This is a genomic window from Endozoicomonas arenosclerae (genome assembly GCF_001562015.1).
Lineage (GTDB): Bacteria > Pseudomonadota > Gammaproteobacteria > Pseudomonadales > Endozoicomonadaceae > Endozoicomonas_A > Endozoicomonas_A arenosclerae.
Window position 1 is genome coordinate 1 of sequence record NZ_LASA01000059.1, and the last position, 21748, is coordinate 21748.

22 protein-coding genes and 1 pseudogene are annotated in these 21748 nt (G+C 44.7%); 7 read left to right on the forward strand and 16 right to left on the reverse strand.

Annotation, left to right across the window (positions count from 1 at the left end; translation table 11 throughout):
• On the reverse strand, window positions 1-169 hold a 169-nt coding region (locus tag WG89_RS33220; RefSeq protein WP_062260605.1), incomplete at its 3' end, for a transposase.
• Window positions 170-527: 358 nt separating this feature from the next.
• On the opposite strand from WG89_RS33220, the pseudogene WG89_RS32000 reads away from it, so the two are divergent.
• Window positions 528-733 (forward strand): annotated as a pseudogene (locus tag WG89_RS32000) (IS3 family transposase); the annotation flags it as partial.
• A 189-nt stretch (window positions 734-922) separates the two neighbouring features.
• On the opposite strand, the gene WG89_RS06685 reads toward WG89_RS32000, so the two are convergent.
• From WG89_RS06685 to WG89_RS06695, 3 genes are all read right to left on the reverse strand, one after another.
• Window positions 923-1315, reverse strand: coding sequence for an FAD synthase family protein (locus tag WG89_RS06685; RefSeq protein WP_062263169.1), 393 nt, complete (start codon window positions 1313-1315; stop codon window positions 923-925).
• Window positions 1316-1343: 28 nt separating this feature from the next.
• On the reverse strand, window positions 1344-1979 hold the full coding sequence (locus WG89_RS06690; RefSeq protein WP_062263172.1) for a LicD family protein: 636 nt from the start codon (window positions 1977-1979) through the stop codon (window positions 1344-1346).
• 130 nt (window positions 1980-2109) lie between these two features.
• On the reverse strand, window positions 2110-2619 hold the full coding sequence (locus WG89_RS06695) for a lipopolysaccharide kinase InaA family protein (RefSeq protein WP_172806730.1): 510 nt from the start codon (window positions 2617-2619) through the stop codon (window positions 2110-2112).
• A 440-nt stretch (window positions 2620-3059) separates the two neighbouring features.
• Here WG89_RS06695 and WG89_RS06700 point away from each other — a divergent pair, with 440 nt between their 5' ends.
• From WG89_RS06700 to WG89_RS06710, 3 genes are read left to right on the forward strand one after another with little or no spacing between them, the layout of a single operon-like run.
• Window positions 3060-4646, forward strand: a complete 1587-nt coding sequence (locus WG89_RS06700) for an acyl-CoA ligase (AMP-forming), exosortase A system-associated (protein WP_062263179.1) — start codon at window positions 3060-3062, stop codon at window positions 4644-4646.
• Entirely contained in the window at window positions 4643-5869 is a 1227-nt protein-coding gene (locus tag WG89_RS06705; RefSeq protein WP_062263181.1) for a pyridoxal-dependent decarboxylase, exosortase A system-associated, read from the forward strand. Before WG89_RS06700 ends, WG89_RS06705 begins: the two co-directional genes overlap by 4 nt.
• Complete coding sequence (locus WG89_RS06710; protein ID WP_062263184.1) at window positions 5869-6720, forward strand: GNAT family protein; 852 nt, start codon at window positions 5869-5871, stop codon at window positions 6718-6720. Before WG89_RS06705 ends, WG89_RS06710 begins: the two co-directional genes overlap by 1 nt.
• Window positions 6721-6753: 33 nt before the next feature.
• Here WG89_RS06710 and WG89_RS06715 read toward each other — a convergent pair whose 3' ends face one another.
• The 4 genes from WG89_RS06715 to WG89_RS06730 all read right to left on the reverse strand — a co-directional run bounded on the left by WG89_RS06715 (window position 6754) and on the right by WG89_RS06730 (window position 10453).
• Complete coding sequence (locus WG89_RS06715) at window positions 6754-6993, reverse strand: acyl carrier protein (RefSeq protein ID WP_062263188.1); 240 nt, start codon at window positions 6991-6993, stop codon at window positions 6754-6756.
• A gap of 250 nt (window positions 6994-7243) precedes the next feature.
• Complete coding sequence (gene rfbA, locus WG89_RS06720; protein WP_062263191.1) at window positions 7244-8110, reverse strand: glucose-1-phosphate thymidylyltransferase RfbA; 867 nt, start codon at window positions 8108-8110, stop codon at window positions 7244-7246.
• Window positions 8111-8114: 4 nt separating this feature from the next.
• The gene (gene rfbB / locus WG89_RS06725) at window positions 8115-9179 is read right to left on the reverse strand and encodes a dTDP-glucose 4,6-dehydratase (protein ID WP_062263194.1); all 1065 of its coding nucleotides are present in this window, start codon (window positions 9177-9179) and stop codon (window positions 8115-8117) included.
• Complete coding sequence (locus WG89_RS06730; RefSeq protein ID WP_079253700.1) at window positions 9176-10453, reverse strand: O-antigen ligase family protein; 1278 nt, start codon at window positions 10451-10453, stop codon at window positions 9176-9178. Before WG89_RS06730 ends, rfbB begins: the two co-directional genes overlap by 4 nt.
• A gap of 198 nt (window positions 10454-10651) precedes the next feature.
• Between WG89_RS06730 and WG89_RS06735 the strand changes: the two genes are divergently transcribed.
• The 3 genes from WG89_RS06735 (at window position 10652) to WG89_RS06745 (ending at window position 14169) form a co-directional block, all read left to right on the forward strand.
• Complete coding sequence (locus WG89_RS06735) at window positions 10652-11503, forward strand: glycosyltransferase family 2 protein (RefSeq protein ID WP_062263200.1); 852 nt, start codon at window positions 10652-10654, stop codon at window positions 11501-11503.
• Window positions 11504-11595: 92 nt separating this feature from the next.
• Complete coding sequence (locus WG89_RS06740) at window positions 11596-12720, forward strand: glycosyltransferase (protein WP_216638446.1); 1125 nt, start codon at window positions 11596-11598, stop codon at window positions 12718-12720.
• Window positions 12721-12768: 48 nt separating this feature from the next.
• Window positions 12769-14169, forward strand: coding sequence for a PIG-L deacetylase family protein (locus tag WG89_RS06745; protein ID WP_062263206.1), 1401 nt, complete (start codon window positions 12769-12771; stop codon window positions 14167-14169).
• A gap of 5 nt (window positions 14170-14174) precedes the next feature.
• Here the strand turns inward: WG89_RS06745 and WG89_RS06750 are convergent, their stop codons facing one another.
• The 8 genes from WG89_RS06750 to waaF are packed head-to-tail and all read right to left on the reverse strand — an operon-like array spanning window position 14175 to window position 21697.
• Window positions 14175-15152: a glycosyltransferase family 2 protein gene (locus WG89_RS06750; protein ID WP_062263209.1), complete on the reverse strand. Its 978-nt coding sequence runs from the start codon at window positions 15150-15152 to the stop codon at window positions 14175-14177.
• Window positions 15149-16096, reverse strand: coding sequence for a lipopolysaccharide kinase InaA family protein (locus WG89_RS06755; protein WP_062263213.1), 948 nt, complete (start codon window positions 16094-16096; stop codon window positions 15149-15151). Before WG89_RS06755 ends, WG89_RS06750 begins: the two co-directional genes overlap by 4 nt.
• Window position 16097: 1 nt before the next feature.
• Window positions 16098-16862 (reverse strand): lipopolysaccharide kinase InaA family protein, encoded by a 765-nt coding sequence (locus WG89_RS06760; RefSeq protein WP_216638447.1) that lies wholly within the window; start codon window positions 16860-16862, stop codon window positions 16098-16100.
• A 51-nt stretch (window positions 16863-16913) separates the two neighbouring features.
• The gene (rfaP, locus tag WG89_RS06765; RefSeq protein WP_062263216.1) at window positions 16914-17723 is read right to left on the reverse strand and encodes a lipopolysaccharide core heptose(I) kinase RfaP; all 810 of its coding nucleotides are present in this window, start codon (window positions 17721-17723) and stop codon (window positions 16914-16916) included.
• A gap of 29 nt (window positions 17724-17752) precedes the next feature.
• Window positions 17753-18469 carry a glycosyltransferase family 32 protein gene (locus tag WG89_RS06770; RefSeq protein WP_062263219.1) on the reverse strand — a complete coding sequence of 239 codons (717 nt, stop codon included), beginning with the start codon at window positions 18467-18469 and terminating at the stop codon, window positions 17753-17755.
• 41 nt (window positions 18470-18510) lie between these two features.
• Entirely contained in the window at window positions 18511-19653 is a 1143-nt protein-coding gene (locus WG89_RS06775; protein ID WP_062263222.1) for a glycosyltransferase family 4 protein, read from the reverse strand.
• Complete coding sequence (gene rfaC, locus WG89_RS06780) at window positions 19650-20657, reverse strand: lipopolysaccharide heptosyltransferase RfaC (protein ID WP_079253701.1); 1008 nt, start codon at window positions 20655-20657, stop codon at window positions 19650-19652. The genes WG89_RS06775 and rfaC overlap by 4 nt, the downstream gene beginning before the upstream one ends.
• Complete coding sequence (gene waaF, locus WG89_RS06785) at window positions 20654-21697, reverse strand: lipopolysaccharide heptosyltransferase II (RefSeq protein ID WP_062263228.1); 1044 nt, start codon at window positions 21695-21697, stop codon at window positions 20654-20656. The genes rfaC and waaF overlap by 4 nt, the downstream gene beginning before the upstream one ends.
• Window positions 21698-21748 lie beyond the last annotated feature (51 nt).

A 21748-nucleotide genomic window follows, 5' to 3' on the forward strand; every position in this document is an offset into this window, starting at 1 on the left:
GAGGATAAGGAGGTCTTCCGTTGCCACGCTTAGGGTAATAGGGCTCGATTACGGCCTCTAAGCGTTTCCATGGAATCAGAACCTCCATTCTTTCAAGAAAAATTTCCCTACGAGTTCTGCGTCGCTTCTGGCTGAATTCACTGTCGGAAAAAGAGAGTTGTTGGTCCATGACTACCTCTGATCAAGCTGCTGAGATTATTATCTCATGATCAGGGACTTATTCGCAGGTTCCCTAGTGTTCTGTAACTTTTCTATAGAGTTGATCAATGGCTAATAGAGTTGGTTGCATGAGCACACATTTCTTTTCAAAAGGGTATGGTTGATGTGGTGGCAATAGTAGATGGCTTAGTTTGTTAATATAGAGCGCTGTACTATATATCCACCGCAAGCATTAGGAGACAGAGGAATTATAGTTCAAGAGGTAGTTGTTGCGACTATCATATTGATATTTGTAAGGCTGTACTGTTCTGAGGATTTTTGAACAACTTAGAGGGAAATGAATTATTGCAAAGCAAAATATGAGCTGAAAGGGTAATTGCTGGGACGATGCCTGTATTAAAAGCTTCTTTTAATCCCTGAAATTAGAAGCGGTCTTGTATGAGATTATGATGAAACGAGAGTAAATGCCCAGGCAGTATTTGAATACGTTGAAGTTGATTATAACCGAACTCGTCTGCACAGCTCTTTGTGTTATCAAAGTTCTGAGAAATATGAGTTAGTAGAATTAGTTTAATCTGGTGTCCATTTTTACTGCCTCAGATCAGCAAAAATTAGCTTGAAAAGCTTCGTAAGTGCCCATGAATATTAGTGATTTATAATCATACCTTGTGACTCATGTATAATAATCCTATACCTAATACCTTCGAAGGGATAGGTTATAATCTTAAAAAAATCTATCAGGCCATAATTATATTTCTTGCTTCTATTGGGATCTAATTATTTCAATAATTTCTGTTGTGGAAATTGAAGGTGTCCTTTCGAGATAAACTACATCACATATATCATTCAGGTGGTCAAATTTTCCTTTCCAATCATCACCCATAACTAATGTATGTGCATTGTGCTGGATAATATACTCTCTTTTCATTTCAAGAGACTCTTCATAAAATGCCATGTCCACGGATTTTAAACTATTAATTATATGCAGTCTTTCATTTTGCTTATAAAGTGGGCGTCTTGATTTCTTTTTTAAATTTAGATTGTCTGTAGATACACCTACTATAAGTCGGTCTCCATGCTCTTTTGCCCGCTCTAAAATTCGGGCATGGCCAAAATGGAAGACATCAAAAGTTCCAAAGGTAATTACATTTTTCATATTGACTTCGAGACACCTTAAAGCGAGCTTAGATATATTTCTTTATCGTACTTATGTGATTTAATCGTTCTCTACATGGTCTGCTGGCAATATCCCAGTTGGGGTCAGGTGTATTGTATTTTTTACCATACAGTTCTTCCAAGTGTTGCTCAATGTTGTCAGGTATTAAGGTTTCTAACCATCCATAGTTATGTTGAATTAGGTAGTATTTGGAATTATTGTTGACATTTGTCGGTGCTTTGTCTTCTCCATAAAGAGCTCGAAACTGCCTTCTCTCTTCACCATTTTCTGCTCCAGCATCAAATGTTCTGAATAAGTTACTTTCTTCGAATACCAAAAAAATGTCTATATTAACTTTGTTTTTTGAGAATGTTAATTCTGTCGTTTTTTTATTAGAAATTATTTCTCTAACTAATTTAAATCCATTGGATTCTAAGTTATCTCTTATTGCATCGTTATAATCACTGTCAAACATACAAAAATCTATATCGAGGTCATGCTTGATCAGTGAACCGTTTCTATAAAGCCCTAATAGAGTCCCGAAAGCAGGCCAGATTCTGATGCCTTCAGGTATTGCTTTCTGAAAATTAATTATGGTTTTTTTGGCAAGAATACGAAAAAGAAAAGGTGCTACTCTTTTTTCGATAGACTTTTTTAACCTCATTTGATCAGACTCTTTAGGATGACTTTTTAATTAACTAGAATGCTCATTATCTCATATGGTAGTCGTGCTTTTGTATGTTGGCTTCTACGTATGGAGAAGACCCAAAGTAAATGCCTGAGGTGGTAAACTGCTAAATGTTTTGGTCTCCACCCCAGAGGTTTTGTTTTTTGACCAGTTTGATGACATCCAATGCGAGTGCCTTTTGTTCTTTTTTATTGAAGCGGCTGTAAGCAAGGTTGTAATGCTTGAAAAACAAAGTTCTGTCTTTAGCAGAGAAATCCTTGAAAGATATCCTCTTGATCAACTGAACCAGGTTCTTTTTAACCAGTGATAATGGGACCAATGTGTGATGGCTGTTTCTTTCAATATCAATCATCACGAAGCGAGGAGGCAGAATGGGTTCCATCAGAATGTTTCCTGCACGTAAGTCCCCGTGGACTATACCGGCTTTATGCATTGCTCCAATGTATTGCCCAAATGCTTTGATCCATTCCTGTCGTTTTGCCTTATTATTTTCTGGCTTTCTGACTAAATAGTCTGAAGCTGCCCCATTGGGGCCAGATGCTGTAATTAAGTAGTGATGCTTATTTTTGAGTACCCCGGTCGCTAAGATTTCAGGGACTTCAAAGCCTGCTTCCATGCCAATTTTTGCCTGCTTTACCCAGATTTCGCATCTTGTTCCTCGAAATTTGGATTTCAATACTTCGAGGCGACTTTTGGGAATGAACTCTTTGAAGTAGCAAGCCGGATCACCGTTATAGCGCGCCATTCTCGCCTGCTTGGAACAACTGATCCATTCCCAGTTTTCCGGGAGAGTATTGTTTTCAAGTTGGGAGATATCGTGCTCAAAGTTATGTTGCATATAACGGTTTTTGCTTCTAAAGCTGAATCTTAAGGTTGCTGTAGGCTGTGAGTTTTGTTTAATCAAGCCCTCTGCCCGAGGGAGATTTATCCAGTGTTCAGATCAAAATGCAAGAGCTTTTTGTCTGCGGGTATAAGGTACAACCGTACCGTGTAGCAACATAGTACAGAGATGTTTGTTACAATGGCGGGTCAGTATGAGTATTTACGGATTCCTGCATGAGCCAGCTGTTACATCAATTGCTGTTTGATCAGGCTGAAAGAGCCCCTTTGTCTCAGGCTTTGGGGGTGAAGTCTCAGTGGTATGATTATGATTCAGTCGCCCTGCATGTGAAAAATGTAGCAGCAGGCTTGCAAAGTATTGGTTTATCTCGGCATGAGCGAGTAGCGGTCTATTTGCCAAAAACAGCTGAAGCTGTCTTCAGCTATTTCGGTGCTACGGCTGCAGGTGGAGTCATGGTGCCAGTTAACCCAGTACTTAAAGCACCTCAGGTGTTGCATATCCTCAATGACTGTAATGCCCGAATACTGATTACTAATAAAGCTCGCTACAAGCAAATTGAAAGCAATCTGAAAGATTGTCATGACTTGCGGCACGTTATCCTGGTCGATGAGCATCCAGAACAAGTGAGTTCCAACCAGGTGCTGGCTTGGGAAGATTTTCTCAATACTGAAGAAGATTGGATACCTTTGCCGTCGATCGATATGGATATGGCAGCCATTCTGTATACCTCTGGTAGTACTGGTAGACCAAAAGGAGTCGTTCTTTCGCATCGGAACATGGTTGCAGGGGCATACAGCGTTGCTGAGTATCTCGAAAACACACCGGATGATCGGATTCTTTGTGTTCTACCTTTTAGTTTTGATTATGGCTTCAGCCAGCTAACCACCGCTTTTGTTTCGGGAGCAAGCTGCTATCTGCTGGAATATTTATTACCTGGCGATATTCTTAAGCAGGTAGTGCAGCAGAAAATAACAGGCTTGGCTCTCGTTCCACCTCTTTGGGTGCAGCTTTCAGAAATGAACTGGCCTGAGGAGGCTGGTCAGTATCTCCGTTATTTCACCAATTCCGGTGGGGCTATGCCAACATCAACGCTCACTGCCCTCCGAAGTAGAATGCCTGAAGCATCACCTTATTTAATGTACGGCCTTACGGAAGCTTTTAGGTCCAGTTATCTACCTCCTGGGGAGGTGGAAAATCGTCCTGCCTCAATGGGAAAAGCTATTCCAAATGCTGAGTTGCTAGTTATCAATGAAAGTGGTTTGCCTTGTCAGCCCCATGAACCTGGAGAATTGGTTCATAGAGGAAGTCTGGTGGCTTTGGGTTATTGGAATGATACTGAGCGAACGGCAGAACGTTTCAAACCAGCACCGTCAGCTATTCAGGGGATTCCGACGTCTGAGCTGGCGGTATGGTCAGGAGATATTGTGACTCAGGATGAAGACGGGTATCTCTATTTTGTAGGGCGCAAGGATGACATGATCAAGACTTCTGGATATAGGGTGAGCCCTTCCGAGCTTGAAGAGCTGTTATACGCTTCTGGAATGGTGTCAGAAGTTGCGGCAATAGGAGTACCTCATCATCGGCTTGGACAGGCCATTGTTTTGGTGGTGGTTTCAGTAAATGATCGATCAGTGGAAGAAAAGTTGGTCATCAAATATTTCCAAAAACATATGCCTTCTTACATGGTGCCCTTCAGAGTGATTACGCAAGATTCTCTGGTCAGGAACCCTAATGGAAAAATTGATCGAAAAGTATTGGCTGCAGAGTATCAAAATCTGTTTGTATCCGGAGAAAGTCAATGAGCAAGCAGCATGATCGTCTGCAAAGAGTGACAATCAAAGAGAATGTTCTCCAGGTAGGGGGGCGATCAGCTGCACAGTTGGTTGAAATAGCAGGTGGAACGCCCTGTTATGTATATGACAGAAATGCACTTACTGGGCGTGTGCAATCCCTTCGTGCAGCTATGCCTTCAGAGTTAAAGTTGCATTATGCAATCAAGGCAAATCCTATGCCTGCTGTTGTGCATCATATGGCTGGGCTTCTGGATGGACTGGACGTGGCTTCTCAAAAGGAGATGATGGTAGCTATTGGGTCTGGCGTTAATCCTGAGATGATCAGTTTTGCCGGGCCAGCCAAAAGGCTTGAAGAACTGCGGGCTGCTGTTGCGGCCAATATAGTGATTAATGTTGAATCCCGTTTGGAGCTGGAAAGGCTCTATCAACTGTCTTCGGAAATGGGGATCAAGCCCAGGGTGGCCTTTCGGGTTAATCCTGACTTTGAGCTTAAATCATCCGGTATGAAAATGGCCGGGGGTCCAAAGCAGTTTGGTATTGATGCAGAACAAATGCCTGAGGTGTTGTTTGCATTGGATACGGGTAAAGTGGATTTTTGCGGTTTTCATATCTTCTCTGGTTCCCAGAATCTTAATCCTGAGGCTTTGATAGAGGCTCACGATAAAACCTTTGAATTGGCCGCAAGGCTTTCCGAGTTGGCTCCTGCTCCAGTTAAGCACGTTAATATCGGAGGGGGTTTAGGGATCCCCTATTTCCCCGGTGAGACGCAGCTGGACATTGAACCCATTGCCGAAAATTTAAGAAAACGGATGGATGCTCGTACAGGCAGTTTTAAGGATTCAGAGATAGTCATGGAGCTCGGGCGATATCTAGTCGGCGAGGCCGGTTATTATTTTTGTAGGGTTACTGATAAAAAACAGTCCAGAGGCCAGACTTTCCTGATGACTGACGGTGGTTTGCATCATCATTTGTCAAACTCCGGGAACTTTGGTCAGGTGATACGAAAAAACTACCCGGTATTGATTGCTAATCGGGTAGATGGAGAGGACAAAGAAAGGGTCGAAATTGTTGGGCCATTATGTACTCCTCTGGATATTGTTGGAGCGAAACTTGAACTGCCTGTTGCAGATGTAGGCGATCTGGTAGTGGTATTCCAGTCAGGAGCTTATGGAGCAACGGCCAGCCCGCAAGACTTCCTGAGTCATCCCCATGTCAGGGAGCTGCTGGTGTAATGGACACTCACTTGCCTAAAGCAAAAGTACGAGCTGCTGTCGCGGAAGACTTTGAGCAAGTTTATCCCTTGTTAAGAAAGCTGAACGATACCCGTTTTACCCAAGCTATCTGGAAGAGACTCTTTTCCAACTTGTGGGATCAGGAAAGCTGGTCACCAGGTTATGTGCTTGATACAGGTGAAAAGATAGTCGGTTTTCTGGGAGGGCTTTATTCAGAAAGCTCTGATACCGATCAGGATCAGAAATTTTGTAACCTGACTGCGTGGATTGTTGATGAGGAGTACCGCAGCTCCTCGATGATGTTGCTGATGCCTTTTCTGCGTCAAAAGGATCTGGTTTTAAACAGCCTGACTTCATCGCCAGAAGCTTATGCTGTTTATAAAAGACTCGGCTTTAAAGATCTGGATACAGCGGCAAGAGTTATCTATCCGCTGCCTTCTTTTATGGGGACTGTGGAGTTGATATCAGAACCTGCTGAAATCAGAAAACTCTTAAGCAAAAACGAGCGTGAGTGCTTTGATGCTCATTCTGGCCTGGATGTTTGGCAGTGTGCTATCAAGAAACAAGACAGAGTGTGTTATTTACTGGGTACTCGTCGCTTAGGTCGTGGGCATATACACAGAGTAGGGAATTTAGAGCTTTTCAGAGAGACAATTAGCCAGATTCGCTGGCGGCTGTGTATGTCTATCGATGTTAAAGGGCTTCAGGTTGATGAGCGCTTTCTGGCTGGAAAAAAAATGGTGTTGTCTCGCTTAAAGTACTTTGCTCAGCCTAAACAGTACAGGGGAAAGATACCTGTTGAGAAGGTGAATGCCAGCTATTCTGAGCTGATTGTACTGGCAACACCCTAAGCGAATCAGTCTGAAGGCGAAGTCTCTGCTTGTTCAGGAAGCCTGATTGATGTAACCCAGCAAGCTCCCCACCGTTTCAAAAATAGTCGCATCAATATCGTCATCGGCCACACTAATACCAAAAGATTCTTCCATCGCTGTGATCACACCTACCACAGCCATAGAGTCAAACTCAGGAAGAGCCCCCAGCAACGGAGTCTCTTCATCAAAGGCACTTGTGTCTACTTCCAGCACTTCAGCCAGTATTGTTTTGAGTTCGTTGATCTTTGCCATTTATGTTTCCTGGTACTGTCGTTCCTAAGGCGTATTTGGGAACAGTGCGTACAAATAAGTCAGTGGCGCAACTTTATAGAGTTTCAGGGTTTGCATCAAGATGTGGTCTTCATACAGCCATTCTGGAGTGTAATGGCTACAGTATGGAGGTTTTGAATGATTGCGGAATAAAATTGAATAGACATATAGGAGAATAGAGCTTTCAGCTTTGGATGTAACCAAAGCTGAAAGCTCTATTAAAAGGGAGGAGTTAGTCTAGTAGTGACAACAGGTATCGTCCGTAGCCGCTCTTTAAAAGGCCATTAGCAAGCACCTGAAACTGAGAGTCATTAATCCAGCCATTACGCCAGGCAATTTCCTCTATGGCAGCGATCTTTAACCCTTGCCGCTTTTCAATGGTTTGTACGAAGTGACTGGCCTCAAGAAGAGCATCGTGAGTACCTGTATCCAGCCAAGCCATGCCTCTGCCCATAACTTCAACTTTGAGACGTTGCTGCTCGAGATAAATTTGGTTAACTGAGGTTATCTCCAGTTCACCTCGCTCTGAAGGCCTAATTTCTCTTGCGATATCAATGACCTGATTGTCATAGAAGTAAAGTCCGGTTACCGCATGACGAGACTTGGGGGAGGAAGGCTTTTCCTCGATGGAAATAGCTGTACCATTCTCATCAAACTCAACTACACCATAACGCTCAGGATCCTGAACTGGATAAGCGAAAACGGTAGCGCAGTCATTACTGCGACTGACAGCCTGTTGCATCATACCGGCCAGGCGGTCACCAAAAAACAGGTTATCTCCCAAAACCAGAGCACAGGAATCATTACTCAGAAACTCTGAACCAATAAGAAAAGCTTGGGCCAGCCCGTCGGGGGAGGGTTGTACTGCGTACTGAATAGAGCAGCCCCACTGGCTTCCATCCCGCAGAAGGCGTTGGAACTGAGCCTGATCACCAGGCGTAGTAATAACGAGAATATCCCTGATACCCGCTAGCATAAGTGTGCTAAGCGGATAATAGATCATGGGCTTGTCATAAACAGGCGTGAGCTGTTTGGAAACAGCTTGGGTTACAGGGTAAAGACGGGTGCCTGAGCCACCTGCGAGAATAATCCCTTTCATATTATTATTTGCTCTCTATACCTAAGCGTTGTCTTTGGTAGTTACCTGATTGAACAGCTTGACACCATTGTAGGTTTTCAAGGTACCAGATGACTGTTTTACGGATCCCTGATTCAAACGTTTCTTCTGGAGTCCATCCTAGCTCCTTTGCTATCTTGCTGGCATCAATGGCATAGCGGACATCATGTCCTGGTCGATCTTCTACAAATGTGATCAGCTCAGAGTAACTTTGTATTCCAGAGATTTTTTCGGGGTAAAACTCATCCAGCAGGGAGCATATGGCTTCAACAACCTGAATATTCTGACGCTCGTTATGACCACCAATATTGTAGGTTTCACCGATTTTTCCTTTTTCAAGCACTATCAAAAGGGCCTTGGCATGGTCGTCGACATGAAGCCAATCTCTAACTTGTTTACCTTCTCCGTAAACGGGAAGTGGCTTTCCTTCCAAAGCATTGAGAATCATCAATGGAATGAGCTTTTCCGGAAACTGATAATGCCCGTAGTTATTGGAGCAGTTAGTGATAAGAATCGGGAGCCCATATGTTCTTTGCCATGCTCTTACCAGATGATCGGATGAAGCCTTTGAAGCTGAGTAGGGAGAGCTGGGTTCATAGGAAGATTGTTCTGTAAATAATCCGCTCTCTCCCAGGTCACCGTAGACCTCATCCGTTGAAATATGATGAAACCTGAATTGTTTTTGTTTCTTGTCTGCAAATCCAAGCCAGTGCTTTCTGGCAGCTTCCAATAAAGTGAAGGTTCCAACGATATTTGTCTGAATAAAATCGGCAGGCCCATCAATGGATCGATCAACGTGAGACTCAGCGGCAAGATGCATAATGGCATCAGGTTGGTATTGAGCCAGTAGCCCCTCAATTGCCTGAGAGTCGCAGATATCAACCTGATGAAAGTTATGGCGAGGGTGATCCACTGTCTCGGCCAGAGAGGCGAGATTACCAGCATAGGTGAGCTTATCGACATTGATTACATGATGCTCAGTATGACGGATTATATGTCTGATCAGTGCTGCACCAATAAATCCGGCTCCTCCGGTAATCATTATTTTCATTTGCTAGACGCCTTTTCTGAAGGAGTTGCTGCTTCAATTTTGTCGGCCACAGTATATTCGGTTGTTTTCACTGTTAGATATTGTGGGTGGCTGGATGATTTGTATTTTACTCCAAGGATTACTCCAATGGGTAACCAGAAAATCAGCCATGCTTCATCAGGAATGATAATCAGGCGAGATATCTCCGTTAGCATGCATGTCATTCCATAGATCAGGAGAAAGAAACTAACTTTTGCCAGTGTGTTTTGCCAGTACTTCTTCATCAAAAACAGGGTTGAGCCAATAATACCTGCAAACAAGGCAAAGCCCAAAATACCGTAATTCAACAAAGATTGTAGGTAGTAGTTGTGAGCATAAATGTAATAAGTTCCTTGCCAAAAATTGGACATCTTATAGTCCAGACCTTTTCCTATCCAGGGATTCTCTGAAATTTGATTAAGTGTGGAAAGCCAGATAGGGACCCTTCCGTTCAGGGTTGTATCATTGTTAATTTCGAAAAAAGTTTCCTGAAAAAAATACAGCCCCACTACTGCAGTGATGATGCCTAATGTCAGGAACAGTTTGGTTCTTTTGTTCTTAATGAGAAGGCAGGCAATGAGAAATGCTACCGCCGTAGCTAGCTGGGGGCCTCTAGAGCCGGTCATGAGAACATATAAGAGTAAGATGCATACACCGACAATAGAAAGGGTCAGCTGCCAGGGCTTAAGTAATCTTGTACATGACCAGCTAAATAACAATGTTGCGATAGCACCAAAGTAGATGCCTGCAGGAATGGGGTTCCCCAGATCACCTAGCCGGGCTACACCCATGCTGTAGATTCTGTATGATCGATAATTCAGGCTGTGATCCTGGATTAGATATTGGTTGATCAAAGCCGCAGCTGCCCCAAGGGTTGCAATCACCACTGAAGCAATCAGTGTTTTCTCAAGTAATTTTCCCCTTTGGGATAGTCTGACGATTGCATAAAGGTACATAGATATATATAGGCACTTCTTTATTACATCTATCCAGGGCTTTTCAGATGCACTCCACCACCAGGAGAACATGGCTAGCAAAAGGAAGCCTGCGATGCACATTTCTTGCAAATCAGGTCGCCAGGACGTCAGGTCTTTAATGTTCAAAAGGAAGCAAATCAGCGCTGGAAGCAATAACCACGTATAGGTTTGGCTGACATCAGCGCCACGGCCCAGCCAGTGGATACTTGATATCTGAAAAAAAAGTCCTAGCGGGAGTATGAATCGCACCAGGCTGTTATCAATTCGTGAAGCAATCATTTAGAGGGTATTAACTGTTAATCAAGCCAGAAAGTATAGTATTCAGGGGAAAGTAAAAGGTTGATATCTACGATATATTCAGGTTGTGAATAGGCTCATTCAGAAATGGTAATTAGTACTTAAGTACATTGCCTTTCTGTCAGAGATAAGACGGTATGATACAATGATGGGGCTTCGAAGTTCGAGTAAATCAGAAAAATGCCATCAGTATCAGTCATTATTGCTTCCTATAATCATGCCCAGTACATCGCTCAGTCGATTGAGAGCGTGATCAGGCAAACTTTTCAAGACTATGAGCTGATCGTGATTGACGACGGCTCAAGTGATGATAGTGTTGAAATTATCCGAGGACTACAAGAAAAATACGATTTTCAGTTTATTGTCCAGAGTAATATGGGACTTACCAGAACGCTGAATAAGGCCCTTGAGCTGGCTGATGGAGAGTTTATTGTACCTTTTGGCTCCGATGATGTCATGATGCTGGATCGTCTGGAAAAACAGGTCCCCTACATGAAAATGAACCCTGGTTTAGGCATTGGTGGGGGAAATATTCTGTGTATTGATGGCACGGGGCAGTTGCACAAACAACAACGTATGTACCCGGATCGGGTGTTAAACTTTGATGATATTTACCTGAACCGTGAAAAAGGTGTTCCTGCCCCGACTCTGATGTTTCGAAAAGACATCCTGCTTGAAGCAGGAGGGTTCAATCCCGATATTCGTCTGGAAGATCTATATATTGAATTCAAGATTGCCTCTATGGGCTATCAAATAGGTATGCTGAATGATGTGCTGTCCTATTATCGAATCCATGAAACAAATACCTTTAAGAATCTTGAGTTAATGCTGGACTCGGTACTGACAACCTACGGCTGTTTCCAGGATCATCCTCAATATGAGCAGATGAGGCTGAAAACTCTGCACAGTTACCTGCTTATGGCTGTTAAATCTGATAAGCGGCTTGCCAAAAAAATTCTTTCAATGATTCCTCTCAAGGCCTATAGAGGCAAGACTCTGAGAGGGGTCTTCAAAATTCTGTTTGCAAAGTAGTCCTTTCAGTCAGGTAGATTTCAGGGCTAAGCGTAAAAGGTTCTGGTAAGCTTTTTGATTGCCCAATCAATAGTGTCTGGAGGCCACCCGAGGTGAAAAACAGGAAGCAGATTTTACAGCTTCAAAATAGCTATAATGTCATGTCCTCAGACTTGGCAGAGCAGATAATCAGGGCTTTGCCTGATGACCAGTACGAAGTCACGACAGCCTTTCTTAAAGGGAAGCCAAGAGATGGTCAGTCTGTCAGTGCTGCCGGACGCTCCGTTTATTTCGACTTCAGCAGTAAACAACTGAAAGGGATTCGTCGCTGGTTTGCTATACGCAAATTATTGCATTTTTGTCGTGAGAACCACTTTGACGGCATTATCTGTCATCGATTCAAGCCTACCCACATTATGCTGAATCTGGCCAAAAAGCTTGATACAAAAGCTTTTGTCAGCATCGCCCATGGCTTTGGTGACTACGATCGTTCTTATCGACAAAAATTGGTCGACAAATTGATCGATGATCGCTGGCGCTTTGTAGGGGTATCTAAACCTGTCCAAAGATATCTCATGGACACAACCTCTAGTATGAATGAGAGTAATACCGTGGCGATCAATAATGCTATTGATATTGATCAGGCGGTGTCCATCCAGTTGAGTAGAGAAGAGGCGAGGTTAGCGCTGGGATTGCCTGAAGATCGATTTATCTTTGGCACAATTGGGCGGCTGGTAGAGATAAAAGGTCATGCCGTACTGATTGACGCACTGGCAGAGATTATTACTCAGTATCCGAAGGCTGCAGTGGCTATTATCGGATGGGGTGAGGAAGAGCAGAACCTTACTCAGCAGATCAAGCGCCTGGGTTTGGAAGACAATGTCTTTCTGTTGGGGAAAAGAGAAGAAGCGATCAAGTACGTTAAGGCATTTGATGTTTTCACCCTGCCATCCTTTACTGAAGGGTTACCTCTGGCTTTGCTAGAGGGGATGTCTGGTGCTTTACCCGTCATTGGCTCCGATATCGATACGATAAAACCTTATATTCAGGGCTTGGGACAGGTTTGTAAGGTGGGGGACTCAAAGAGTCTGGCTCAATCCATGGAATACTTTCTCTCAATGTCTCCAAGTGCTATTGAGGAAGAAGGGCATCACCTCTATCAGGCACTTTGTGAAAGGCATAATATTGATGATTTCAGAAAAGCGTATCGCGATTTGCTCGAAAAAATGCTCAGTTAACTGAACTTAATTACAAAACGATTACCTAAATACTGGATTAAGTAAAATATGAAACCATTATTCAGGGCTTTGAAACTGCTTGGCATTCTTGCTGTAGTAACGGCTTTGTTTGCGGGAATGTACTTGCATCCTAGTTGGCTCTGGATAGTGTTTTTTTTGGTGGCGTATATTCTGCATGGATTGTTGTTTGCAGATCATATCTATTATCGCCGCCAAAGTGACTATAAGTGGAAAATAGCAGGCAAGGATCGGCAGGAAGCCATATTTAATGGACCTGAGCTGTTGCTGCCTGAGTCCTTAAGGTCCGGAGATCATAGTGTATTTCTGAAAGTCAAAGTTAAAGCCAGACTTTCTGGAAGACTATTTGATCCGGCCCTCAGAGTTTTGTCTGAAGGTCAAAGGTATGCGCAATATTTTGAGCGGGGCTGCAAAGGCTTTCGGTATATCAATCTGACGCCTGCGATTGAAGGACTTAAAGAGGCAGAAGCCTTAAGTCTCAGAGGTAGGCATTGCCACTTTTCTAAAGAGGACGCTGAGCTTGTTGCCTTTAAAAAGCCAGATTTAGTCGGCAAGAAAGTTTTATATGTTTCGCCTCATGCTGATGACGCTGAAATAGCCGCCTTTGGTCTCTATAAGAATACAGACAGCCTTGTTGTCACGATTACTGCTGGTGAAGCAGAGCCTGAAACATTCGGACGTTATTTCAGTAATTCATCGAACCCGAATGAAAGAGAACAGGCTGCCATTCTCAAAGGCCGAGTGAGAGCCTGGGACAGTATTACCGTTCCGCAGTGGGCAGGTTTGAAGAGTGACCAGGTTGTCCAGCTTGGATACTTTTGTAAGCACCTAAAAAAAATGCACGAGAGCCCGGAAGTGCAGGTAACCTCTGAGTATGCAGGTGTTGCCGATACCCGGATTTTCAGAGAGTTCAATACTGTCAAGCTGGCATCAGACAGTCATGGTACAAGCAGTTGGCAGCAGTTAGTTGATGATCTGGCGGAACTGATTTCCGGTTTCCAGCCTGATTATGTGGTGACTCCTCATATTCATGTGGATGCCCATCAGGATCACCAGTACAGCACTATTGCTGTTCGTGAAGCTGTTGCCAAAAGTGACTGCGCAGACGTATTTGTTATGTTTTATGCTAATCATCTCGCGAATACAGACATGCATCCCTATGGTCCTTCCGGATCACTGGTCTCCTTGCCACCCGTCACTGGAGATGAAGTAAATTTGTCCGGCGCTTTCTCATTCTCGCTGAATGAAGTTGAACAGAAAGATAAAATCATGGCTCTTGAAATGAATCATGATCTCAGGCGACCAGTCCGATGGAAAAAATGGTTAAGAAAGCGCTTGCAAAAAACGTTGATAAAGCGCTATCAGCCTGACTATGGGGAAGATGAGTTTTTCAGAAAAGCGGTCAGAGCGAACGAACTGTTTTTTTACTGAGCATTCTACTTCCTCAAGCTGAAGAGCAAGGCTTTCATTGCTTTTCTGAGATAGCTGAGCTCAAAAGCGGCGGCAGGTGACTGCTTTGCTGCCCTCCAGTAATACTCCAGTGCATGCTTGTAATCACCGGCAACAAAGAGAGATCGGAAAATAGATAATAGACGCCGAGTCTCGTATGTCTCTCTCAGAGCCATAAACTCTGAAGACAGTCTTTTGGAGCAAAACACTTCGTTTACCAACTCCAGACCTACAGAAAGGTCCAGCGATACATCATTGCGCATACTGTCATCATGCTTATGAATCTTGGCAATAGGCTGGTTGAGAGATAGGCAGGAGTAGTTGGCCAAAACGTAGGCAAACATAGGGATATCTTCAACACAACGGAAATGTACTGGGTATTGATAATGCCTGAAGATTTCCCTGTGCATGGCTGTTGCGCCATTGGCTATCGGGAGCTCATCCTGCAACAAGTACATCTTGAACAGAGAGGCGCTATCTTCTGGAAGAACGGGCCTGGGTCTGAATCGTTCTTTTCCATCAGGCTCAATAGAAATATGGGCGCCCACCACCATTCGTACTTCAGGGTTTGACTGAATGGTCTGACACAAGCTCTTCAGGGCATTTTCAGCCAGCTCATCATCTGCATCCAGAAATATCAGATATTGCCCGGATGTTTCAGAGATACCTCTGTTTCTGGTAGCAGCAAGGCCCCTGTTGGATTGGGTAATAGCTTGAAATGCATTCGGATAACTGTTTTTCAGATCGCTGATCACAGCTTCAGTATTATCGCTGGACCCATCATTTATGATCAGTAACTCATAGTCTTCGAAGCTCTGATTTAAAACCGAGTCAACTGAGCGCTTGAGGGTGTGAGAGTAGTTATAGCATGGAATAACGACACTGAAGAGCCTTGTGGGACTAGAGCAATGATTCGTTTCCTCAGGGGATGAAGAACTGTCTCTATTGGATTGCGGCGTAGTCATAATGAGGAAGGATCTACAATATCTTTACTGAGGTCGTTGATTACAGGGGTGAAGTAGGCACTGGCCAGAGGTTCTTCTTTCCAGTTACGGGCAAAGCGGGCCAAGTCTTTAGGATATTGTTTGTTGAAGGCAGAAGGAGACTGATAGCTGCATAGTGAATCCAGATCTATGAGCAGTGGCTGATGTTGGTGGATGATAAAATTCTGTCCTTTCAGGTCGCCATGGATGATCAAGGAGCGTTTCAGGGTGAACAGGATATCATCAATGGCTTTTGCAACTGTAGACCACTCTGGTTCAGGCTCTGCCCCTTCTGCGAAGTATTTCATGGCATGAATACTTTCAAGATATTCATGAATGACGTAGCTGTCTTGTTTAAAAGGCCCCCAGCGTTTTTCAAGTAGGGCTACAGGGCGTGCAGTGGGAACACCAATACTTTCGAGTAGTTGAGCAGCATGCCATGTTACCGCAGCTCTTGAAGGAATAAGGCTGCGAGTCAAACCATAGAAGAAGCCTTTAGGATTATATCGCTTGATAAAATATTGCTTTTGACCCGAAGTTACTATGGCGACAGTTGTCGCTTTGCCTGACTTGATGATATGCCCCTGCTGAATGTAGGTATCAGGATCAGTCATGAGGTTTGAGAGTTCGGGGCACTCATCTCTCTGGTCTGTGATAGTTAATTGGTTCCAGCTTTTTTGATATGAGAATCCAGTTCTGGATTTCAGACACTCTTCAAGCTTGAGCTCACGCTTTTTTCTGATGCTTTGTACTTTAAGCAGTAAGTCTGCAGGAGCCTGATTTTCCACCAGCAGTCGGTCAAACTTTGGAGGTAGTCTGGAAAAGTTATCAGGGGCTTCATTTCTGGAAAGCGCTTGATAAATAAACTCAGACCTTTCCTGATCGTTCTTCAATAGTTGCCAGTTTTGAAGGAATAAATCGGTCACTTTATTCTCTTCCTTCAAAGAAACCCAGGATATTGCGGATGCGAACTTTATCAGCAGGTTTTAGCTTGCCACCGCAATAGAGCTGATAGAACTTTAGGCGTTGAGTACGTGACAGGTGTTGTTTGCCCATTTTGTCGAGACAAGCGAGGTCTTTAACAATACCTCGTTCAAGGAAAAAGGGAAGAACCTTTTGCCCTGCAGGGCAGTCAATAAAACAGATCCCTGGGTTATCTTCTTGGGATACGAGTATATTACGCCACTTCAGGTCTGTATGAATAAAGCTGTGGTGATGCATAGTTCTGACAGCTGGGGCCAGCTGTTCAATCACTTTGGCCATCCAGGCACGATCTTTTAGCCAGGGGATAGAGTCCCGGACCATTTGGCGAAGATCCAGTGTGTTGGGTGCTTCTTCAGTGACCAGAGCTCCGCGAGTCATGATACCCCATCGTATTTCCTGCCCATAAGCCACCACTTTTGCTGCAGGAATACCATGTTCGTGGAAAAACAACATACTTTCCCACTCTCCACGAATACGGCTTCTGCCAATGTAACGACGAAGATTCTTTCCGCCTCCGGTGTATCGCTTCAGATAATAACCTTTACCATCAATCTCGGTGCGGCTCATAGTACTGATGATATCACGGGTAATTTCAGCGCCTGTCATGAAGAATGTGCTGTCTAATGTAGAGACTGCATTACCAATAGGAGTATTTGTGTAGGGCTCCGTCAGAGTCCAGCTGGACGACATCAAAAAAGGTATGTGCATACATTCACGTTTTCTGGCTCAGGACTGATTATATGGTCCGTCATAAAGGACTTAATAATCACTTTGTCCGGATTTCCGTTCCATTCGTTTGTAGAGTTTTAATGCTTTTTTCTCAATTTGAGTCAGCATAGAGTGGTATTTTTTCAATGCTTCTTTGAGAGGTAGTCCGGTATAGGCTTTTAGAAAGCGAAAAATGTCGTTTCGAGTGATGCCAAAATCCATAGCTGAAAAGTACAAACCGGAAAGATCTTTCAGGCGCCAGCGATCAGGAATCTGATCCCTGACCTGGGCTCGATGAAGATCAATCAGATAGAACTTTAAATGCTGAGGATCAGGACTTTCAGAGCGGGGCATCATGAAGTGACAAAGATAATAATCTCGGTGATTTACGCCGTTGTCATGAAGTTTTTTACTGATTTGGGCCAGCTTGAGCACAATGGCTCGTTTAAGTTCAAACGAAGGAGGAGTCTTTTTCCAGTGCTCACAAAAGTCCTCCAGAGTCACCATGTTGGCGAGCTCTTCTGTAACCAGGAAAGAGCGCAGTGTTGCCGGGTTGTTGCCTGTTTCCCCGAATGCTACGGGTGTCATGGTATCAATGCCGATTTCATGAAGCTTGTTGAGAGCTTCCCATTCGTGCTTTGCACCAAGAACAGGCTTTCGCAAATGCAGAAAGTTCTCGAAAATCTCAAACCAGCCTACACCACCGTGAACTTTGGCAAAGTATCCCTTGCCATTTAGCTCAAATCGAAAGGTGCGGCGCGCCTCAAGTGCTCTGTAGACCTCTCCGTCCATAGTTTCCAGTAGCAACTGAGGGTCTTTGCCTTGCCAGGCTTTTTTAAAATCATCTCTAAGGTAAAGCATAGAGCTTCGAATTCATTATCCGGGAGTAGTCATGAGCGGGTTCTGAGGGTATTTAACAGCCACTCGGAAAGCTTTCTCTTCTTCTTGAAAAACTTTTCTGTGAGTGTCATCGATCTTGAAGCTGGAACCCAGGACCCTGCTTCATGATGAACCGTGTAACAGTGGGCAATTTCATCAGGCTTGGTTGGATCTGGGTACATAAAGGCTCTATTGAGTAGTTTTATGTCACCAAGCTTTTGGGTAACGGCCTGAGTAAGGCCTTTTTCTTGTAGCAAGCGAGTTAATAACTTGGGGCCTGTCAGGTGGTCTTTTCTGAGAACCCGTTTGGCCAGCTTGATATCGTATTGCTCCATAAAGAACTTTATAAATGGAGCTTGCTTCTTTGCGGCGATGACAGCCGTTCCAACATAACACCTGTTATGTGATTCATCGGACTCAAAACCGAACAGGCAGCTTACATCATTATTTAGCTCGTGTTGAAAGCTTTGCTTCACTTCAATGTCTGTATCGAAATAGATCCCGCCATAATAATAGAGGGCATGCAGACGAACATAGTCTGCCAGAAATGCCCAGTTTCTGGCTTTCAACATACTTTCAAGATAGGGATGACCTCTGGGAATGTTATTTTCATTCCAGTGGCTAATCTCGTAATCCGGAAAGATTTTCTTCCACTCCTTGATGTATGACTGCTCCTGTTTGGGAAGAGGTCCACCAAACCAACAGTAATGAATCGTCTTGGTGTGCATGTTCACACATCGGCAGCACTGATCTCATTAGGTTACAGATTTTATGGAGAAGAAATATGGTCAGATTTTAGGGTGGCCTGCTCGATAATAATATCTGCAGCACGTTCCGGCATGCTATAGAGGTCTTCAGATTGGCTGAAAGTGATGGCATTGTTTTGCCAGTCCTTCCATTGCTCCGACAAAAGCATATCGCAGGTGTATTGGTTTAGGGTCTCTTGGCTGAACGGGCTTGGGACGACTGCTCCTGCTTTGGCATCACTGATGTAGTGCGCATAGCCACAGACATCGGTCGTCAGAACAGGCAATCCGGCTACCAAAGCTTCAAGAAGAACAGTTCCTGTATTCTCGTTATAGGCTGGGTGAATCAGCAGGTCTGCCCCTAACAGGAATCTAGGTACATCATCCCGGCCAGCAAAGAAGTGCAGGTTATCCTGGATACCCAGCTGTTTGGCAAGTGTTTCAAAAGGCCTTTGTTTATCCTGCCCAATAACAAAGAAGCGGGTGTTTTCCTTAAGGGACTCCGGGAGTGATGCGACAGCCTTAATGGCTCTGTCTAACCCTTTGGTTCTGAATCCTGAGCCGACCATCAGAATCAGTTTATCTGCATCGTTTATCCCAAATTCTCTTCGAAAGTCAGTTCTGATGGCTTCAGCATTATCAGGGCGACAACGATCTTTCGAGATGCCGGGTGGAAGTAGATGAATACGCTCTTCAGGCGTTTGGTAATACTGCTGAAAAACGGGCTTCTGCAAAGCTGAAATTAAAAGAGAGACAGTATGGCTCTGTGTTGAGAATACGGCTTCTTCGAATGCCTTGTAATACCGGAAACGGGAAGTCAGTCGATACCACCAACCTTTTGATTGAGCTTTATCAAGGTAACAGGTGTCAGCTGCATAATAGACATCTAATCCAGGCAGCTTATTGAAGCCGACGAGAGTGATATCAGGCTGACTTTTCAATGCCTGGCTGATTTGCTCCTGAAAGCTGAGCATTCGGGCATGGTTTGAACTCCCTGTAACTTCCACAAACTGAATATCAAAGCCATCAGGCTTGTCTCCCTGCCAACTGGTGGTAAATACCAAGATCTTATGACCGCGTTTTTGGCATTCCAGTGCAATCCTCAGAAAGTCTCTTTGCAGTCCACCGAAAGGGAAGTATTTATAGAGTGCAAAAGCCAGGGTCATGGTGCCCCTCCCTGAATAATCTTCTCCAGATATGGCCAGACATAGTCCGGTGTCATTGGGGTAAATATTTCAGGGTCTGCTTTGGGAAGTTGGCTTTTGGGGCATTGGTCAATGGTCAAATGAATCTGTGAAGTTCCATAGGCTCCTACCAGATCAGGGCTTGTTGGGCCGTATAGCGAAACCGCAGGTGTTTCCAAAGCAGCGGTTAAATGGCCTAATCCGGTATCAACGGCAACAGCTGCTTTAGCATTGGCTATAACACCTGCAATGCCCGCCAGACTGAGTCTGGGAAGCACTTCAATATTGTCAGAGCTTTTGGCTATGCAGTGGGCTCGCTCTTTTTCTTTCTCGTTGCCCCATGGAATAACGATATGAAGACCCGCAGCCTGAACTTTTTGAGCCAGTTGACACCAGTATGCTTCAGGCCAGTGTTTTGTTGGCCAGGTCGTTCCATGAATAAATACGACATAAGGTTTGTGTTTGATCAGGTCATCTTCAAACCTTGACTGGTCGAGCAGGAATTGACCTGCCTGATTGGGTAAAGCGTAACCCAGTGCTTTGGCAAACAGTTGTCTGACACGCTCTACAGCATGCTGACCCCAGTTCACGGGCTGAGGATGGTCATAAAATTTTGAGGCAACGGGCTCACGGGCTGAGTTTTTATCCAATCCGAACTTTGGCCCTTTAGCCATTCGGGTGATCAGGGCGCTTTTCAGAAGTCCCTGGGCATCAATAACCGCATCATACTCTCTGGTTTTTAAGTCCTTTCTGAAGCGGCGCCATTCACCGGAGCGAACAGTATTCAGAATGGATTTTCGCCATCTGCGAACAGCCACCGGGATCACTTTATCCACAGCCGGATGCCACCGTGGAATTTCGGCAAAACCTTCTTCCACAACCCAGTCAAAGCGGATATCCGGTATAGCGGAGAGAGCATCGGTCAGAGCCGGGAGGGTGTGAATAACATCACCCATTGAGGTGGTTTTTACTATTAGAACTCTCAACCCTGAATCTCCAGAGTCTGTTCACCAGACAATCGTTCCAGGGCGTCCAGAACCATCTCAGGTCCTAACTTTTTCATGCAATCAAGGTGTCCCAGGGGACACTCTCTTTTGAAGCACGGGCTGCATTCCAGCCCCAGCCAAAGCGTTTCACTGTTGTCATTCATAGGAGGCGTATGCGCCGCAGTCGTTGAGCCATAGACTGCAACCAGAGGTCTGGATAGAGCCGCTGCAATGTGCATAAGTCCGGAGTCGTTTGAAACCACGGCGCTGGCTAGTGACATAAGGTCTACGGCATCGGCCAAAGTCGTTTGCCCTGCCAGATTAAAGCACCGTTCCTGCAGGTTTCTGGGAAGGTAGCCCATGATCTCGTTGGTCACTTCCCGATCTTTTTCAGAACCGAACAGCCAGATTTGCCAGCCTTTCTGCACCATTGTCAAAGCCACTTCACCATAATAACCCGCAGGCCATTGTTTGGATGGGCCAAACTCGGCGCCTGGGCATAGCGCTAAAACGGGAAGGTCTTTGGAAAGCTGATAACGGTGTAGGGCGCTGACGGCATTGTCATGTTCAACAGCCAGTGCCGGTTTGGGAAGAGGCTCCGGGAGAGCTGATTTATCCGGATAAGCCAGGGCTACAAAGCGCTCAACCATAAGAGGGTATTGTTCTTTGTCGAGGACCCTTAAGTCATTGAGTAGTCCATACCTCATTTCTCCCCGCCAGCCTGTTCGGGTTGGAATGCCCGCAAGAAAAGGGATCAGGGCTGACTTTAATGAGTTAGGCAGAAGAATGGCCTGATCATAACCTTCAGCTTTCAGGTTTTTAGCAATTTTACTGCGTACACCAAAATTCAGGCTGCCGTGGCCTACGGGCATATCTATCCCATTACGAACTTCGGGCATTCGCTCAATAATCGGGCGGCTCCAGCCGGGCGCCAGGACATCAATGACAGCTTCTGGATGTTGTCGTTTCAGGGCAATGAACAGGGTTTGAGCCATCACCATATCCCCCACCCAGGAGGGACCGACAATCAAGTACTTCACGTTGCAGCAGTTCCTGTTTCCAGGGACCGGTCTTCAGCCGATCACTTGTAT

Coding starts and splice junctions, on each gene's coding strand:
- WG89_RS06775 (WP_062263222.1), bottom strand. CDS start 19,653: ATGACCCTGGCTTTTGCACTCTATAAATACTTCCCTTTCGGTGGACTG.
- WG89_RS06760 (WP_216638447.1), bottom strand. CDS start 16,862: ATGCACATACCTTTTTTGATGTCGTCCAGCTGGACTCTGACGGAGCCC.
- WG89_RS06690 (WP_062263172.1), bottom strand. CDS start 1,979: ATGAGGTTAAAAAAGTCTATCGAAAAAAGAGTAGCACCTTTTCTTTTT.
- WG89_RS06685 (WP_062263169.1), bottom strand. CDS start 1,315: ATGAAAAATGTAATTACCTTTGGAACTTTTGATGTCTTCCATTTTGGC.
- WG89_RS06715 (WP_062263188.1), bottom strand. CDS start 6,993: ATGGCAAAGATCAACGAACTCAAAACAATACTGGCTGAAGTGCTGGAA.
- rfbA (WP_062263191.1), bottom strand. CDS start 8,110: ATGAAAGGGATTATTCTCGCAGGTGGCTCAGGCACCCGTCTTTACCCT.
- WG89_RS06695 (WP_172806730.1), bottom strand. CDS start 2,619: ATGGAAGCAGGCTTTGAAGTCCCTGAAATCTTAGCGACCGGGGTACTC.
- WG89_RS06710 (WP_062263184.1), top strand. CDS start 5,869: ATGGACACTCACTTGCCTAAAGCAAAAGTACGAGCTGCTGTCGCGGAA.
- WG89_RS06730 (WP_079253700.1), bottom strand. CDS start 10,453: ATGATTGCTTCACGAATTGATAACAGCCTGGTGCGATTCATACTCCCG.
- WG89_RS06700 (WP_062263179.1), top strand. CDS start 3,060: ATGAGCCAGCTGTTACATCAATTGCTGTTTGATCAGGCTGAAAGAGCC.
- rfbB (WP_062263194.1), bottom strand. CDS start 9,179: ATGAAAATAATGATTACCGGAGGAGCCGGATTTATTGGTGCAGCACTG.
- WG89_RS06770 (WP_062263219.1), bottom strand. CDS start 18,469: ATGCACACCAAGACGATTCATTACTGTTGGTTTGGTGGACCTCTTCCC.
- WG89_RS06705 (WP_062263181.1), top strand. CDS start 4,643: ATGAGCAAGCAGCATGATCGTCTGCAAAGAGTGACAATCAAAGAGAAT.
- WG89_RS06745 (WP_062263206.1), top strand. CDS start 12,769: ATGAAACCATTATTCAGGGCTTTGAAACTGCTTGGCATTCTTGCTGTA.
- rfaP (WP_062263216.1), bottom strand. CDS start 17,723: ATGCTTTACCTTAGAGATGATTTTAAAAAAGCCTGGCAAGGCAAAGAC.
- WG89_RS06735 (WP_062263200.1), top strand. CDS start 10,652: ATGCCATCAGTATCAGTCATTATTGCTTCCTATAATCATGCCCAGTAC.
- WG89_RS06750 (WP_062263209.1), bottom strand. CDS start 15,152: ATGACTACGCCGCAATCCAATAGAGACAGTTCTTCATCCCCTGAGGAA.